Raw genomic sequence first — 15,717 nt, forward strand, 5'->3', positions numbered from 1 at the left:
ATGCATCACGACCATCATCACGGCGAGGGCGGGGTCTATTTCTTAAGCCGGCCGCCGCGTGTTAAATGGGACGACGTCGGAGGGTTCGACGACATCAAGGAAATCCTTAGGGAAATGGTTTCCCTGCCGCTTAAATCACCTGAGTTGATAACCGGCATGAACATCGATCCGCCTGCGGGCGTGCTGATGTGGGGACCGCTGGGGACGGGGATAAAGATGCTGGCCGAGGCCAGCGCGTCGGACGCGGGCGCCCATTACATATACGTGTCCGGACAGGAGATGCTGGGCAAGCCGGAAGAACTCAAGAAAGCGTTCGCCGAAGCGAAAGCCAAAGCGCCGGCCGTGTTGTTCGTCTCGGATGTTGAGTGGCTGGCTGCCAGGGCGGGCGCCGATTACGAATGGGAAAAGGGGAACCTGCGCGGAATTCCGCCGACATTCGCCGACAAGGACTTGACGACGGTCTTCATCGAGGAGATCGACAAGCTGCAGGAAGGCGGGGATGTTAGCCCGATGGCCAAAGGTGTCGCGCTGGTCGGTTCCTGCTACCGCATTGATGTAGTCGACCAGGCTTTGGTTAAAGAGAAGAGCCGGTTCAACCGCAAGGTTTTCGTCCACCCGCCGACCACGGCGGACCGGGAAGGTATCCTCCGCATCTATATCAAGCGTCTGGAAAAGAACCTGGGCGGTGAGATTGATTTCCCGCTTCTGGCCAAGGAGACTGAGGGCTATGTCGGCTGGGATCTGGAGAACCTGTGTAAACGGGCGGCCTTAAACGCCGTCAAAACCGGTTCGGATAAGATTAAAATGGAACACTTCCGGACGGCCGTCGGAGAGATTCAACCGTGGCTGACGCCGGGTATGCAGACGAAATACTATGAACTGCGCGAGCTTGACTGCAGCCACTATTACACCTTTTGAAGCGCAAAAGACTAAAGCGCAGAAGCCGCTTCTGGGCTCGCGCCTTCTCTCTTCTGGGCTAGCAAGGAGGCATTATGTGTGAGAGACCGGGGGAATTGAACTGCCCGTTTGTCGCCAAAACCAATAGCGGTCATTACCGCTGCGACCTGCCGGGCGCCGGCGATTCGCTGACCAAAGAACAGATCAACCAGTTCTGCCTGCGGCCGCACTGTCGCAAGTGCCCTGATTACCAAGCCTTCGAGGACAAGAACTTCCCCCTCTTTAACCCCAAAAACCGTTCTTAGATAGCCAACACTATCGTGCTCCAGGGCACGATAGTGTTGGCTATCTAAGCGGATTTATTTATATCAAATTATATTTCTCTAAATGAGTTAAGCACTCGAAACAACTCAGGTTTCTGCTTAGCTTCTGCCAGGATATTCAAGATTTGATAAGCGTTGTCTTTCGTCATTACGGCGAGGAGATCCGATATCAGCGTGGACGGCCATAGGTACTGAGCGCTTACATTCTTTGGACTTTGATAAGAATCCTCGTGATTAGGAATGAGCGACCTTAGTTTTGTTCTTCGCTTAAGAGCTCTATAAGCATCTCCCCTTATCTCTAGCCAGTTGCTGATTCTAGAAATTGTACTTTCGCTTACACCAAGTGTTTTTCTAATTTCCTGGTAGGAATAGCCTTCGAGCAATAAGACAGCGATCTGTAGTCGGTTGGCAATCATTGTCATTTCTTGAGGAGAGAGAAGGTCTCGAAGAATCTTCGCAGTCTCAACAGGATCTCTTAAAGATGAGAGGGCGTCGCAGAGATAGATCAAAGACTGAAGCTGTCGTTCTCTCAACAATGCACTCAAATCCCTCTTTGGAGTAAAAATATTTGACATAATATGATATTAAAGGAACACTAATGAAATATCAACACCAACACTATCGTACTCCAGGGCACAGTAGTGTTTGTGTTATAGACAATTCTTGGCGGGCCTTCGGTTAGATTTCTTTGACGAAGAGCTGCCAGGCCAGCGCGGCCAAGAGGAAAGTCAGGGCGGCCGTCAGACCGAGATCGAACCACAAGGGGAAATCGTAGAGGCCGACTGTTACGTTACGCAGGGCGTCGACCGCGTAGGTAAGCGGATTGGCCATCATTATGTACTTCAGCCAGTCAGGCAGCCAGGGTAGCGGGAAGATGGCCGTGCTCAAGAAGAACATCGGCATGATGAAGATGTTGACGATGACACCGAAGCCCTGGAAGCTTTTGATGCGGGAGGCGATGACGATACCGATGGACGTTAGCATGACCGCCATCAAAGCCATGACCGCGAGCGACTTGATAATGATTACTGGCGTCAGGCTGACGCCGACGACAGGCGCCAAGGCCAGGACGACCGTTCCCTGAAGCATAGCCCACGTCGCGCCGCTTAAGATTTTGGCCAGGGTGATGGAACCTCGGGAAATCGGCGCGACCAGAAGTTCCCTTAAGAATCCGAATTCCCTTTCCCAGACTATACTGATGGCTGACTGGACGCCCGCAAAGAGCAAAGTCATGCCGATTATGCCGGCGAAGATGTATTGGCTGAAGGTTACGCCGCCGACGGAACGGAAGGCGGCTTTTAGGCCCAAGCCTAGGACGACGAGCCACAGGATGGACCTGACCAGGCTTCCGATTAGCTGGCCGCGGTCTCGCCAGTTGACGACCAGGTCGCGCTTCCAGATGGAGTAAACGGCGTCGAAGTCCATCAACGCCCTCCTTTAGCGCGGGCGGCGATGTCGCTCATATGTTTCTTCGGGGTGGCGAAGCCTTCCCTGATCTCCTTGCCGGTAAGCTCGAGAAAGACATCGTCCATACGATTCTTGCCGGTAAATTTCTTTAAAGCGGCCGGGGTGTCCAGGGCGACGATCCGGCCCTGGTCGATAATAGCGACTCGGTCACAATTCTCCGCTTCGTCCATGTAATGCGTGGTCATGAAGACCGTGGTTCCCGACTTGGCCGCTAAGGCGCGTAAATACTCCCAAATCCGGTTCCGCGTTTGCGGATCCAGCCCGAGCGTCGGCTCGTCAAGGAACAATACCTTGGGGGTGTGCAATAAGCCTCGGGCGACCTCTAAGCGTCGTTTCATACCGCCGGAGTAATTGTCGACGATGTCGCCGGCTTGTTCCGTCAGCTCGACCAGCGCCAGAGCCTCGGCGATCCGGCGGGCCCGGTCTTGCTTCGGGATGTGGTACACGGAGGCGTGGAAGTCAAGGTTTTCCATCCCGGTCAGGCGGTTATCAAGCGTCGGATCTTGGAAGACGACGCCGATCGACTCCCGGACCCGTCCGGATTCGGCGGCGACGTCGTAACCGGCTATGGAGGCGGCGCCGGCCGACGGTCTGACCAGCGTGACAAGCATGTTTATGGTTGTCGTCTTACCGGCTCCGTTCGGCCCGATAAACCCGAAAAGCTCGCCGGCCGCGACTTCGAAGCTAACGGCGTCGACGGCGGTAAATCCGTCAAAACGCTTTGTCAGCTCGCTGACTTTGATGACTGGAGCGTCCAAGAAACCTCCTTGTTTGGTCGCGTCAATTGTATCATAAGGGAAATAACGCGCCGGCCTTCCCGGACGACCTGATGGGCTTGCGAAAAGCTTTTTAACCTGCTATTGTCTAAGGCATAAAGTAACATCTAATACAATCTCTCCGACCTTCGCCAGTCCCTTCGGGAAAGCGAAGGCGGCGGCTGTCGCGAGACAGCCCTAGGGTGTCGAGAGCAATCTCAACGCCTCCCGTGTTTGGAAAGGAGAGTAACGAGTGTCTATGACGCGCGTTATTCCGTTAGCGGGAGACGCGCGTTTTTTGTTTTTTGAAGTTGTGGCAGTGATGTTAGTGATGGAGGAGATGCGGCAGTGACAGAGAATAACGTATCACAAGAGGTATTGAATAAGGTCAAAGAGGCGGCCGGAGACAACGGCCTTAGCTGTCCGGAGGCGCGCAAACTAGCCGACGACCTGGGCGTAGCGCCGAAGGTGATCGGAGACGCCTGTAATCAAATCGACGTCAAGATCAAGAACTGCGCCCTCGGCTGTTTCTAAAGTGAGTAGCGCGTGCAACTGATCTGGCAGGGATTTCTCGAAGCTTTCGGACTCTTGTTCAGCTTCAATAAGGACATTGTTGAGATCGTCAGCATGACCCTTAAAGTTACGGGAACGGCGGCGCTTATAGCTATGGTCATCGGTTTGCCGGTGGGCGCCTTTATGGGGCTGACCAGGTTCAAAGGGCGGCAATTTTTCGTCACTCTGACCAATACCGGGATGGCCTTGCCACCGGTGGTCGTCGGCCTGTTTGTTTATCTGTTGATATCCAGATACGGTCCGTTGGGTACCTTGGATATTCTATACACGCCGTCGGCCATGATATTGGCCGAGGTCATCATCGCGACGCCGATGGTGATCGGGGTGACTTTAGCGGCCGTTCAAGCTCTCGACCAGCGTCTCATTTCGCAAATCTACTCGTTGGGCGCCAGTAATGTCCAACTGTTTTTCAAAATAGTCAGGGAAGCGCGCCTCGGCCTGCTCGCTTCGGTCGCGGCCGGATTCGGCGCGATTATCAGCGAGGTCGGAGCGGTCATGATGGTCGGCGGCAACATCAAGGATTCAACCAGGGTGTTGACCACGGCGATTGTCATGGAAACGCGTCAGGGACATACCAGCATGGCGATCGCGCTGAGCATCATACTACTCACGCTGGCGTTCGTCGTGAACGGTTTTATTACCTACGCCCAGCAAAGGAAACGATAGAATGGCAAGTTCGCTTATGTCATGCGAATCAATTGAAGTCACGAGAAACGGTCAGGAGATTCTCAACGTGCCGGCATTCTCGGTCGAGGAAAACGAGCGGCTGGCCGTGCTCGGACCGACCGGGGCCGGCAAAAGCACACTCTTGGGAATCCTGGACCTGACCGTGCGGCCCGACAGCGGGAGGCTGTTCTGGCGGGACGAGGACATCACCCGGGCCAAACCTGGTTCAGCCGTGCGCCGGAAGATCTCAATGGCTTTCCAGATCCCTCTTCTTTTCAAAGGCTCCGTATATGAAAACGTCGCCTACGGATTGAAGCTAAGGGGCGCGTCAAAAGGGGAGAGAGACGAAAAGGTCAACGAGATTCTGGACCTTTTCAAGGTCAGTAATCTGGCCGCCGCCGACGCAATGTCACTATCAGGCGGCGAAGCGCATCGCGTCTCGCTGGCCAGGTCGCTGGTTTTCGGACCCGATCTCTTGCTGCTGGATGAGCCGATGGCCTCTTTGGACCCCGGCACTAAGGAAGGACTCCTGCGCGAGCTTATGGAGATACTAAAGAAATTAAACGTAACCTGCGTTTACGTGACGCATAGCCGGGAAGAAGCCTTTATCGTAGCCGATCGGTTGGCGGTCATGGAGGGCGGCCGCGTCGTCCAGACGGGGACGGCGGAGGATGTTTTTTACCGGCCGGCAACGACCGATATCGCCGCTTTCGTCGGCGCGGGTAATATCCTGCCGGGACGCATTCTGTCTTCAAGCGATGGCCTGGCGCTTATAGAAACGACGGATATGGACATCGAGGCGGTTTCCGACCTGCCGCCCGAGAGCGATGTGACCGTTTGTATCCGGCCGGAGGAGATATTCATCGAGGACATCGCCAAAGGAAAGCGGACCGGCCGCGCCAGCGCCAGGAACAGGCTGCCGGGCAAGGTTGCCGCGATTGAAAATCTGGGAGCGGTCGCCCGGGTTACGGTTGACTGCGGTACCATCCTTAAAGCCCTAATTACCCGGCGTTCACTGGACGACTTGCACATAGGCGTCGGCATGGAGGTTATCGCCGGCTTCAAAGCGACGTCGGTTCACGTCATTGAGAGAGGCAAGCATGTTAAATCCTAAAGAAGCTTTAGATATTGTTTTGGCAACGGTCGAAACGTTAGAAACCGAGGCGACTCCACTTGAGCAAGCGCTTGGTCTGGTCTTGGCCGAGGACATAATCAGCCGCGACGACATCCCGCCCTTTGACAACTCGGCGATGGATGGCTACGCGGTCAGGTGGGAGGACGTCGCTGAAGCGGCCGCCGATCATCCGGTCACCCTGGATGTAATCGACGACATCAAGGCCGGCGACACGCCCCTCAAAGAAATTATGCCGGGGGCCGCCGCCCGCATCATGACCGGCGCGCAGATGCCGGTCGGCGCGGACACAGTCGTTCGCGTCGAGGATACGACAACTGACGACGGCGGCGCGCGCGAAGCCTTTGAGACGGACGAATCCGACGGCAGTTCCTTCAAGCCGGTTACCATAACCGTCAAGGTTAAAAGCAAGGGCAATGTACGGCGAGCCGGCGAGGACGTGGCTACGGGCGAGAAAGTCATCGACGCCGGCCGGGAGCTAAAACCTGCGGAGATCGGTTTGTTGGCGTCCCTCGGGTTTCCGGAAGTTCAAACGGTCCGCCGGGCCAGAATCGCCATTGTCACGACGGGCGATGAACTTTTGGAAGTCGGGCAACCATTGGAACCGGGCAAGATCCGCAACAGCAACGCGTATTCACTGGCGGCTCAGATTACGGAAGCCGGCGCCATACCTATCCGGTTGGGGATTGCCTCCGACACCAAAGAAGCGGCCCGGAAACTGTTCACCGAAGCCCTCGACCAGGCCGACATTGTCCTAACCACTGGGGGAGTTTCCGTCGGCAAATACGACGTCGTCAAGGATGTTTTGGACGAGATGGGCGCCGAACAAAAGTTCTGGAAGATAGCGCAAAAACCCGGACACCCCTTAGGATTCTGGGTGTTGAACGGCCGTTACGTATTCGGTCTGCCGGGCAATCCCGTGGCCACAATGGTTTGTTTCGAGGAATACGTTCGGCCGGCCATCCGGAAAATGATGGGCCGGACATATCTATTCCGGCCCGAGGTGCAGGCGATTCTAACAAGCGACATCCGTAAGCGGCCGGGCAGGCTTCATTATATCCGCGTCCGCGTTCAGAAGAAGAACGGGGACTACTACGCCGAAAGCACCGGACCGCAGGGTTCGGGGATACTGAAATCGATGGTGCTGGCCGACGGGTTGGCGCTGATTCCGCCCGAAATCGAATCGGTTAAAGCGGGTGAGAGGGTTCGGACGCGCTTAATCTCACAACCGGAGGATCACTAAATGCTCGTTGACAACTATGGAAGGACAATCGACTATCTGAGGATATCGGTTATCGACCGGTGCAATTTGAGGTGCGTATATTGCACGCCCGAGCACGGCATTGACCTCCTGCCGCATGAAGAGATCCTGTCGTACGAGGAGATGTTGGACTTTGTCACGGCCGCGGCGGGCTTAGGGATAAAGCATGTCAGATTGACGGGCGGAGAGCCTCTGATCCGCAAGGATTTTATCGGTTTTGTCGAGCGTCTGGTAAAAATCCCGGGCGTCGAGGATGTTTCCCTAACAACCAACGCCGTTCTTCTAGGAAAGTTCGCCGAAGATCTATATAGGGTGGGCATAAAGCGCGTGAATATCGGGATCGACACTTTCGATCCGGTCAATTTCAGACAGATAACCAGGATAGGCGACGTCAGCGAGGCATTGGCCGGAATCATGAAGGCGATTGAGGTCGGCATGCACCCGATTAAATTCAACGTGGTCGCGATGCGGGGTTTAAGCGACGACTTCGCGCCGTTCGTCAAACTGACCTACGAGTATCCGGTGTACGTCCGGTTCATCGAATACATGCCGGTGAGTAACGGCGTTGCCGATTCGACATTTTTAACGGCCGAACAAATAACGGAGAAACTGAAAAGTTACGGGGAGATGGAAGAGGTAGAATCGCCGGCGGGAGCCGGTCCCGGCCGGAAGTATTTCCGCTATAAAGGCGCCCAAGGCGCGATCAGCCAGATTTCGGCGATGAGCAAACACTTCTGCCCCGAGTGTAACCGTTTGAGGCTGACGGCTGACGGCAAGCTGCGCCTGTGTCTGTTTTGCGACGAGGAAATCGACATCAAGCCGGGTTTAAGGCCGCAGTTTGATAGAATTAAGACGGAAAAGCTTATCAAGCTGGCCGTGTCGGGGAAACCGGAACGCTACAATTTGTCCGAGCGGTCAGAGGACGGCCGGACGATGGGACAAATAGGCGGATAAAACGAGTGACGGAAGTGAAGTGGATTCATCACCTATATCACTACCGACATCACCAGTATCACTAATAACGGGAGACACACATGACTAAAAAGCTTTCACATATCGACGACAAAGGGCAGGCGCATATGGTCGATGTCGGCGAAAAGGCCGTGACTGCCAGAGAAGCGGTCGCCGAAGCCTGGATTTCCCTTGAACCGGCTACGTTAAAGCTGGTCCAGGAAGGAAATGTCAAGAAAGGCGACGTTTTCGGCGCGGCCAGATTAGCCGGCATAATGGCGGCCAAGAAGACGCCCGACCTGATTCCGCTGACACATCCTCTGCCCTTGGATTCCGTCAACGTGGATTTCGAGGTGGATGAAGGTAAATCAACAATCATAGTTACGGCGACGGCTAGAACGACGGCGCGGACAGGCGTCGAGATGGAAGCTATGACCGCGGCCTCGGTGGCCGCGTTGACCATCTACGATATGTGCAAAGCGGCGGAGAAAGGAATAACCATTAAAGAGATCAAGTTGATAAGGAAAACTGGCGGAAAAAGCGGAGAGTGGAACCGTGGCTGAAGTAGTAGCAGTTAACGTTAGCACCGAGAAGGGCATCCGGAAGAAGACGGTGCCGTCCTGCCGTCTGGTTATCGAACACGGCATTGAGGGCGACGCGCATGCCGGTAAATGGCACCGGCAGGTAAGCATGCTGGCGCAAGAGAGCATTGATAAGATGCAGGCCGGATTGAAGGACATCACCCTGAAACCGGGCGATTTTGCCGAGAACATCACAACAACAGGTATCGAAGTAATGAAACTCCCGATCGGCACCCGGTTGAAAATCGGCGACCAAGCCGAGCTGGAGGTTACCCAGATCGGTAAGGAGTGTCACCTGGCTTGTGAGATACGACGTCAGGTCGGCGACTGCGTTATGCCGCGCGAGGGTATCTTTACCATCGTCATCACCGAAGGCGATATAAAAGCCGGAGACACTATCATAGTTGTTGGTGATTAGCGGTTAGTAGTTAGTGCGAGTACGAGTACGCTCCAACTACCAACTACCAACTACCAACTACCAACTAATTACTAACTACTAGCAAGGGAGCATTAAATGCGTGTTGCCATATTAACGGTCAGCGATAAGGGTTCGGTCGGCCAGCGGGAGGACACCAGCGGCGCTTACATCAAAGCGACTCTGGAAACCCAAGGCGCGGAAATCGTCGATTACGAAATCGTGGCTGACGATTTCGAGGCTATCCGGGCCAAGCTGATTATATATTCCGACATCAAGCGTGTCGATTTGATTCTCACGACCGGCGGCACCGGACTGTCCCCTCGGGACGTGACGCCGGAGGCGACGCTGGACATTATAAACCGCTCCGCCCCCGGATTCGCCGAAGCGCTGAGGGCGGCCAGCCTCAAGATTACTCCGCAAGCCATGCTATCCCGCGCCGTCAGCGGGCAACGCGATAAGACGATAATCATCAACCTGCCCGGCAGCTTAAAAGCCGTCCAGGAGCATCTCGAGGTTCTCTTGCCGGTATTGCCGCACGCCTTGGAGATGGCTCAGGGACAGGGTCACGGTGACTAAGAAAGCCATATTGGCCGCCGGTATCGCCGCCTCTGTTGCCGCCGCCTTGGTAACCGCGTATTTAGCCCCGGCTGAGGCTCAGCTGGGCGAAGCGGCCAAGTTGATTTACCTGCACGCCGGCCTGGTTTTCGTCAGCCTGATTCTGGTAACCTGTGTCGGCATTTTAGGACTTTTATACCTTGTAACGGACAAAAAGACTCTCTTCGACTGGGCTAAACCTACCAAAGCGGTCACTTTGATATTCTGGTTTATCTACCTGTCTTCCAGCCTGGTCGCGATGCAATTGACATGGGGCGGGATCATGTGGGGGGAACCGCGACTTTTGCTGGCGGCGTCCATTTTCCTGGTTCTGACGGCCATATTCCTGGTTTCTTTGACGTTTCACGCGCCCAGGATTATCGCTTCGCTGAACGTTTTGATGGGCGCCTCAGTCTGGCTTCTTCTGGCACGCGTGCCGGCCGTCATGCACCCGACAAGCAATCCGATCCGTAACTCCTCGTCCTCTTTTATCAAGCTCGACACGCTGCTGATATTTCTCTTCTTTTTAGCCGCCGCGGTGCTTTCCATCGTGCTGGCGAGGTCCTTGATAAAGGATTAGCGCGTCTTGCGCCGCCGCGAAAGCGAGTGTTACAATTTCGGCTGCACCATTTTTCCTAAATAAAGGAGAAGCGTCAGTGGAAACGGAAAGTCCCGCGCGTCCTGTAAGACGTTCCGGCCGGCGTCCCGGCCGCGCCAGATGGATAACGATCATGGGCCTTATTCTGTTGATACTTCTAGCAATAGCGACGCCGTGGATATGGGCAAGCCGTAATTCGTTCTGCGGTTCTTGTCATGTCATGAAACCTTACTACAACACCTGGACCAAATCGACGCACGCCAACATAGACTGCGTGTCTTGCCATAACGGCCCGGGCATCGTCGGCCAGTTCCGCGGCAAGGTAGCTCTCTTCAGGTATATAGTCGTGGGTACCGTTTTCCGACCGGCCGTAATCAAGGCGGGGGACGGGATCCCCAACGCTTATTGCATCGACTGTCATTCCGAGCACCGGTCGCCGACCGCGGGTTCGGACATCAAACTCCCGGCCGCTCATCATAAAATGAAGGACAATCCATACAAATGCGTAGACTGTCATAAGGAACTGGTTCACATAAACAAACAGGTTAAGAAAAACGTGGTCAGGATGAAAGTCTGCGTCGATTGTCATAAGAAGGATAAAATCTCGACCAAATGCAGCGTTTGCCACTACGATCCGAAGAAGAAATAGGAGACGAGCGACCGCCAGCAACACCCTCTACCATTGTTTTTTGGCACATTGTCTGATAAAGTTTAATTGATGCCGCAGCCTCGAATATTCACTAATAGGCCGGCATCAATTTTTGTCTTAAGAGAACACTTTATCGAATACACAAGAGGTGCCAATGGAAAAACGCAGCAGAAACAGGCTGATTGTGGTCACGGCGATTGTTTTGATGCTTCTGGCGATTCTATTATATAGGTCGTCGGCAGGTAATCTCTCTTATTTCAAGACGGTTACGGAGTTGAAAAACGACACCACGTTAATCGGTAAATCCGTCAGGGTCGGCGGGGAAGTCGTACCGGGCACGATCAAGAAAACGGGCACCACGGTTACCTTCAGCATCGACGATAAGAAGAACAAGATGTCGGTTAAGTATACCGGTGCCGTGCCTTCATCGTTCGCTGAAAAAGTCCAGGTGATCGCTGAAGGAACCTATGTCAAAGCAGGATTGGTCGAAGCCGATTCTCTGGTCACCAAGTGCCCGTCGAAATACGCCAACGAGAAAATCGAAGATAAATAACGCGTAAGCAAAATAGCTAGTAAGGAGCTTATATGGTTTATGTAGGGTATGTTTCGCTCGTGCTGGCGGCTGTCGCCGCTATCGCGTCGGTCTTGATGCTTTACGTCCGGGGCAACCAGACAGGCAACGCGGAGGCGAGGATGAAACTGCCTTACCAAACCGTTTACGCGATCTTCGGTTCGGTTACGGTGGCCGCCTTGATCCTCCTGTACGGTTTTATCGCGAAGGATTATTCCTTCCAGTACGTGGCGGACAACTCCAGCGCGGATATGACTCTGTTTTATCGCATCGCCGCCCTTTGGGCCGGCCAGGAGGGTTCTTTCCTGCTCTGGTTATGGATCATCTCCGGCGCCGCCGCGCTTATCGCCTATTTCCGTTCCAAGGTTTACGACACTCTGACCTCAAACGCCCTTATTGTAATGGGCATCGTCCAAGCCTCTATGCTGGCCTATATGCTGGTTTTGGGCAATCCGTTCAAGATTTCGGCCATCAAGGTCGGCTTGGGCATGAATCCTTTGCTGATGCACTGGGCTATGGTTCTGCATCCACCGACGTTATTCGTCGGCTACGCCTTGATGACGGTTCCGTTCGCTTACGCAGTGGCGGCCATGGTCACAAGGGACGCCTCGACGGCTTGGGTGGAACGAAGCCAGCGCTGGACGCTGGTCGGCTGGCTGTTTCTGACAATCGGCATCTTCCTGGGCGCGGCCTGGGCTTACGTTGTCTTGGGATGGGGCGGCTACTGGGGTTGGGATCCGGTCGAGAACGCAAGCCTGCTGCCTTGGCTGGGCGGCGCGGCGCTATTGCACTCGTTCCACATTTACCGACAGAGACAAAGCTTTAAACGATGGGCGCTCTCGATGAGCGTTGGCGCGTTTTTCATGGTCATAATGGCCGCTTTCATGACGCGCAGCGGCGTTGTAACGTCCGTTCACAGCTTCGAAGGAAGCCAGGCGATCCTGACGTATTTCGCGGCGGTGATCGCGGCGACCCTCGGCGGCAGCGGTTATCTGCTAGCTTCCCGCTGGAATGTCTTTGAGAGTAAACATATCTTTGAGTCCGCTTTCTCGCGCGACGCTCTGTACCATATCAACAATATCGTCCTTCTATTCTGTTCGGCGGTTATTCTAGCCGGCGCCTTCCTGCCGTCAATTACCAAGCAGACGCTGGGGCCGGCCGTCTATAACAGCATCGCGCAGCCGCTGGGCGTGGTCTTTCTATTAATCGTGTCCATCTGCCCGTTAGTCGATTTCGGCGAGACAAACTGGAACAAATTCTTAAGGCGGATCGCGATACCGGGCGCGGTCGCCCTGATCTCGGCCGTCCCCTGGTTCCTCTACTGGAAGAGCTTGGAGAAAATGGTTACGGCGGTCAATCCAGCGGCTAAACTGCCGGCCAACGGATGGGTCGGGTATATCGGTCTTATTGTCGCCACGTTCGCGATCGTCGCCGCGATTCAAATCTACGTCCAAAAAATCATGACGAGGATGAGCTCCGGGAACGAGGGTTTGATGACCGCGTTAGGCCGTTTCTTCACCAAGACACCCGGCCAGGCAGGCGGCTTCATCACCCATCTCGGTTTGGGAATAGCGGTGATAGGACTGGTCGGCAGTTCCATGTACACCGTCTCTTTACCGAAGACTCTTCCGGATAAGGTCGGCACCTCATTCAAAGTCGGCGACATGAAATTCACCTATAAAGGTCTGACCGAAACGCAAGGCACCTATAAACAGATCGCCCACACGAATTTCGATATCGCCGACAGTAGTGGCCGATCGCTCGGCACGCTGGCGCCTGAGTATGTCTTCTATGAAGTCAGGGAACAACCGGGCATGAACGCCGATATCCGATATGAGGTTTTCCGCGACGTCTTTATCGTCTTTCAAGGTATGAACGATAAGAGCGAGCTGATTTTCGAAGTCAAGATCAATCCTTTAATATCGTTCGTCTGGGCCGGCAGCATTGTCCTGATTCTCGGCATCATGCTAGCCGCCCTGCCCAGACGGCCGTTAACCCAAGGAAAATGAACGGGCCGGCGGCCGCCATTGACGTTCGCGATATCTCCAAGGAATTCGACCGGCGCACGGTCCTTTCAGGCATAACGTTTTCCATTGATCCGGGTGATTTCCTGCTCATTCTCGGTCCCAATGGGGCCGGCAAGACGACTCTTCTAAGAATCCTCGCGACCTTGCTGTCGCCGACGACCGGGGACGCGGTAATCGACGGTTTCTCGCTCAAGGATAATCCGACCGAGATCCGGCAGCGCATAGGTTTCATCTCTCATAGCCATCTTTTATACCGCGACCTGACGACATACGAGAACCTCAAGTTCTACGGGAACATGTACGGGGTCAAGGATCTTGACGCTAGGATCGACGATCTTTTGGACCGGGTCGAGCTTAATCATCGCCGCTTCGACGTGGTCCGGGGTTTCTCTCGCGGCATGTTTCAGCGTTTAAGCATTGCCCGGGCGCTCCTGCACGATCCGGACATCCTCCTCTTAGACGAACCGCAAACCGGTCTCGATCCTCACGCCATCGATATCCTGGAAGGATTGATCGGCGAGCTGGCCGGCAAGAGGACTTTTATCATGGTTACCCACAATTTGGAGCGGAGCCTGGAGCTGGGCACCAAAGCGATCATCCTTAGAAACGGGCAGATCGTCTTTAGCTCTGAGGACGCGCTAACCCCGGGGGAACTTAGAGCCACCTACCGCCAGGTATGCGATATGGAAGCCTGCGATGACTGACGGCAAGATCAAGCGAGACGCCAGACAATACTGGGCCATCCTTAAGAAAGACCTGATGCTGGAACTCCGCAGCAAGGACGTGGTGACGTCGACCTTCCTGTTCTCAGTCATGGCGCTTGTCATTTTCTACTTCGCGTTCTCGCCCAACGTCAAAGACCTTACTATGGTCGCGGCGGGGATGCTGTGGGTGGCCGTTTTGTTCACCTCGTTGCTCGGGCTTAACCGTTCGTTCGTGCACGAGAAAGAGGAGGAGTGTTTGGACGGTCTGTTGTTAAGCCCGGTCGATCGGCCGGTTATCTTTGTCGCCAAGTTCTCCGGCAATTTCATCTTCCTGATTGTTTTGGAAGCAGTGATCGTGCCTATCTTTTCCCTGTTCTTTCTGAAGGGCATGGCGGCGACCGGCTGGCTCGAACTCATCTTGATTCTATTGTTGGGGAACATAGGCATGTGCGGCGTGGGCACCCTGCTGGCCACGATCTCGGCCAATACGAGGGCGAAAGACCTGTTGCTGCCGATTCTATACCTGCCGGTCATGACGCCGTTTATGATGCAGGTCGTATCCTATACAAACGCCGTTTTCGTCGGTAAAGGGACAGGCGACATGACCTCCTGGCTGTATCTGGTAATCGGCTTTGATATAATATTCCTCCTAGCCGGATATGCCTTATACGACTTCGTGATCGGGGAGTAATGAACAGAAAAACGCTAATCATAGTTTTGGCCGTTATCGCGGCGGTGTGTCTGGCGGTTTCCCTTTACGGTATTTTCATTGTTCTGCCTGTCCTGCCGGCGACGCAAACAGGATTCAGCCAGAAGATATTTTACTGGCATCTGCCGACGGCCATCGTCTCGTTCATCGCCTTTATGGTGACCTTCGTCGCCAGCATTCTTTACCTGATAAAAAGGGACTATAAATACGACACCGTCGCCTATTGCGCAGCCGAGCTGGGTCTTGTCTTCGGCGTTATGTTAATGATATTCGGCATTACCTGGGACTATCTGGCCTGGGGAGTCTGGTGGACCTGGGACGTGCGTCTGACAACCTACCTGATCCTGCTGCTCCTGTTCGGGGCGTATTTCTTTCTCCGCTCGATGGTCGATGAGCGCGGGAAAAGAGCAACCTACGCCGCGGTTTTCGGGATCATCGCCGCCCTGGACGTACCGGTGTCCTTCTTTTCAACCAGACTGATCAGAAACGTTATGCACCCTGTCGTCATCGGCGGGAAGGGGACGGGGCTTGAACCTGAGATGTATCTCTGGCTGGCCGTCTCCATGATCGGTTTTATCTTAATGTATACGGCCTTATTGCTTATAAAAATCGACCTGGAAACAGTGAAAGAAACGTTACACGACATCAAAGACAGAATCGAAACCGGAGGGAATAATTATGCCTGATATTCAGATGGCCCCTTACGTCCTGGGGGCGTATATCGGAGCCTGGCTGGTTTTAACCGGATATGTGGCCTATCTGGCCGTAAAGGTATCACAGGTAAAGAAGGAACTTGTCCACCTTAGTGATACCCTTAAGAAATCCTAGCGCGAGCTTTAAG

General features: G+C 54.4%; 21 protein-coding genes and 1 riboswitch. Of the genes, 18 read left to right on the forward strand and 3 right to left on the reverse strand.

Annotation, left to right across the window (positions count from 1 at the left end; translation table 11 throughout):
* Complete coding sequence (locus WC891_04550; protein MFA5867215.1) at positions 1 to 918, forward strand: AAA family ATPase; 918 nt, start codon at positions 1 to 3, stop codon at positions 916 to 918.
* A gap of 74 nt (positions 919 to 992) precedes the next feature.
* The gene (locus tag WC891_04555) at positions 993 to 1,202 is read left to right on the forward strand and encodes a hypothetical protein (protein MFA5867216.1); all 210 of its coding nucleotides are present in this window, start codon (positions 993 to 995) and stop codon (positions 1,200 to 1,202) included.
* Positions 1,203 to 1,270: 68 nt separating this feature from the next.
* Here the strand turns inward: WC891_04555 and WC891_04560 are convergent, their stop codons facing one another.
* The 3 genes from WC891_04560 to WC891_04570 all read right to left on the reverse strand — a co-directional run bounded on the left by WC891_04560 (position 1,271) and on the right by WC891_04570 (position 3,445).
* Positions 1,271 to 1,795, reverse strand: a complete 525-nt coding sequence (locus WC891_04560) for a YerC/YecD family TrpR-related protein (GenBank protein MFA5867217.1) — start codon at positions 1,793 to 1,795, stop codon at positions 1,271 to 1,273.
* Between the two features lie 103 nt (positions 1,796 to 1,898).
* Positions 1,899 to 2,645 carry an ABC transporter permease gene (locus WC891_04565; protein MFA5867218.1) on the reverse strand — a complete coding sequence of 249 codons (747 nt, stop codon included), beginning with the start codon at positions 2,643 to 2,645 and terminating at the stop codon, positions 1,899 to 1,901.
* Positions 2,645 to 3,445, reverse strand: a complete 801-nt coding sequence (locus WC891_04570) for an ATP-binding cassette domain-containing protein (protein MFA5867219.1) — start codon at positions 3,443 to 3,445, stop codon at positions 2,645 to 2,647. Before WC891_04570 ends, WC891_04565 begins: the two co-directional genes overlap by 1 nt.
* A gap of 125 nt (positions 3,446 to 3,570) precedes the next feature.
* Positions 3,571 to 3,703: riboswitch (molybdenum cofactor riboswitch) on the forward strand.
* Positions 3,704 to 3,790: 87 nt separating this feature from the next.
* Between WC891_04570 and WC891_04575 the strand changes: the two genes are divergently transcribed.
* The 16 genes from WC891_04575 to WC891_04650 all read left to right on the forward strand — a co-directional run bounded on the left by WC891_04575 (position 3,791) and on the right by WC891_04650 (position 15,704).
* Positions 3,791 to 3,976, forward strand: coding sequence for a hypothetical protein (locus WC891_04575; protein MFA5867220.1), 186 nt, complete (start codon positions 3,791 to 3,793; stop codon positions 3,974 to 3,976).
* 12 nt (positions 3,977 to 3,988) lie between these two features.
* Positions 3,989 to 4,681, forward strand: coding sequence for an ABC transporter permease (locus WC891_04580; GenBank protein ID MFA5867221.1), 693 nt, complete (start codon positions 3,989 to 3,991; stop codon positions 4,679 to 4,681).
* A gap of 1 nt (position 4,682) precedes the next feature.
* Positions 4,683 to 5,795 (forward strand): ABC transporter ATP-binding protein, encoded by a 1,113-nt coding sequence (locus WC891_04585; protein ID MFA5867222.1) that lies wholly within the window; start codon positions 4,683 to 4,685, stop codon positions 5,793 to 5,795.
* Entirely contained in the window at positions 5,782 to 7,056 is a 1,275-nt protein-coding gene (gene glp, locus WC891_04590; protein ID MFA5867223.1) for a gephyrin-like molybdotransferase Glp, read from the forward strand. Before WC891_04585 ends, glp begins: the two co-directional genes overlap by 14 nt.
* Positions 7,057 to 8,028, forward strand: coding sequence for a GTP 3',8-cyclase MoaA (gene moaA / locus WC891_04595; protein ID MFA5867224.1), 972 nt, complete (start codon positions 7,057 to 7,059; stop codon positions 8,026 to 8,028).
* A gap of 80 nt (positions 8,029 to 8,108) precedes the next feature.
* Entirely contained in the window at positions 8,109 to 8,588 is a 480-nt protein-coding gene (gene moaC / locus WC891_04600; protein ID MFA5867225.1) for a cyclic pyranopterin monophosphate synthase MoaC, read from the forward strand.
* Positions 8,581 to 9,024, forward strand: a complete 444-nt coding sequence (locus WC891_04605; protein ID MFA5867226.1) for an MOSC domain-containing protein — start codon at positions 8,581 to 8,583, stop codon at positions 9,022 to 9,024. The genes moaC and WC891_04605 overlap by 8 nt, the downstream gene beginning before the upstream one ends.
* A gap of 96 nt (positions 9,025 to 9,120) precedes the next feature.
* A complete protein-coding gene (locus WC891_04610; protein ID MFA5867227.1) occupies positions 9,121 to 9,600 on the forward strand; it encodes a MogA/MoaB family molybdenum cofactor biosynthesis protein in 480 nt (159 codons plus the stop codon).
* On the forward strand, positions 9,593 to 10,198 hold the full coding sequence (locus WC891_04615) for a hypothetical protein (GenBank protein ID MFA5867228.1): 606 nt from the start codon (positions 9,593 to 9,595) through the stop codon (positions 10,196 to 10,198). Before WC891_04610 ends, WC891_04615 begins: the two co-directional genes overlap by 8 nt.
* A gap of 76 nt (positions 10,199 to 10,274) precedes the next feature.
* A complete protein-coding gene (locus tag WC891_04620; protein MFA5867229.1) occupies positions 10,275 to 10,865 on the forward strand; it encodes a NapC/NirT family cytochrome c in 591 nt (196 codons plus the stop codon).
* A 154-nt stretch (positions 10,866 to 11,019) separates the two neighbouring features.
* Positions 11,020 to 11,418, forward strand: coding sequence for a cytochrome c maturation protein CcmE (locus WC891_04625; protein ID MFA5867230.1), 399 nt, complete (start codon positions 11,020 to 11,022; stop codon positions 11,416 to 11,418).
* 32 nt (positions 11,419 to 11,450) lie between these two features.
* A complete protein-coding gene (locus WC891_04630; GenBank protein ID MFA5867231.1) occupies positions 11,451 to 13,445 on the forward strand; it encodes a cytochrome c-type biogenesis CcmF C-terminal domain-containing protein in 1,995 nt (664 codons plus the stop codon).
* On the forward strand, positions 13,442 to 14,167 hold the full coding sequence (locus tag WC891_04635) for an ABC transporter ATP-binding protein (protein MFA5867232.1): 726 nt from the start codon (positions 13,442 to 13,444) through the stop codon (positions 14,165 to 14,167). The genes WC891_04630 and WC891_04635 overlap by 4 nt, the downstream gene beginning before the upstream one ends.
* Positions 14,160 to 14,858 (forward strand): heme exporter protein CcmB, encoded by a 699-nt coding sequence (locus WC891_04640; protein MFA5867233.1) that lies wholly within the window; start codon positions 14,160 to 14,162, stop codon positions 14,856 to 14,858. Before WC891_04635 ends, WC891_04640 begins: the two co-directional genes overlap by 8 nt.
* Positions 14,858 to 15,562 (forward strand): cytochrome c biogenesis protein, encoded by a 705-nt coding sequence (locus WC891_04645; GenBank protein ID MFA5867234.1) that lies wholly within the window; start codon positions 14,858 to 14,860, stop codon positions 15,560 to 15,562. The genes WC891_04640 and WC891_04645 overlap by 1 nt, the downstream gene beginning before the upstream one ends.
* A complete protein-coding gene (locus WC891_04650; protein ID MFA5867235.1) occupies positions 15,555 to 15,704 on the forward strand; it encodes a CcmD family protein in 150 nt (49 codons plus the stop codon). Before WC891_04645 ends, WC891_04650 begins: the two co-directional genes overlap by 8 nt.
* The last annotated feature ends 13 nt before the right edge of the window (positions 15,705 to 15,717 follow it).

Source organism: Actinomycetota bacterium (assembly GCA_041658625.1).
Lineage (GTDB): Bacteria > Actinomycetota > JAHEXW01 > JAHEXW01 > JAHEXW01 > JBAZZW01.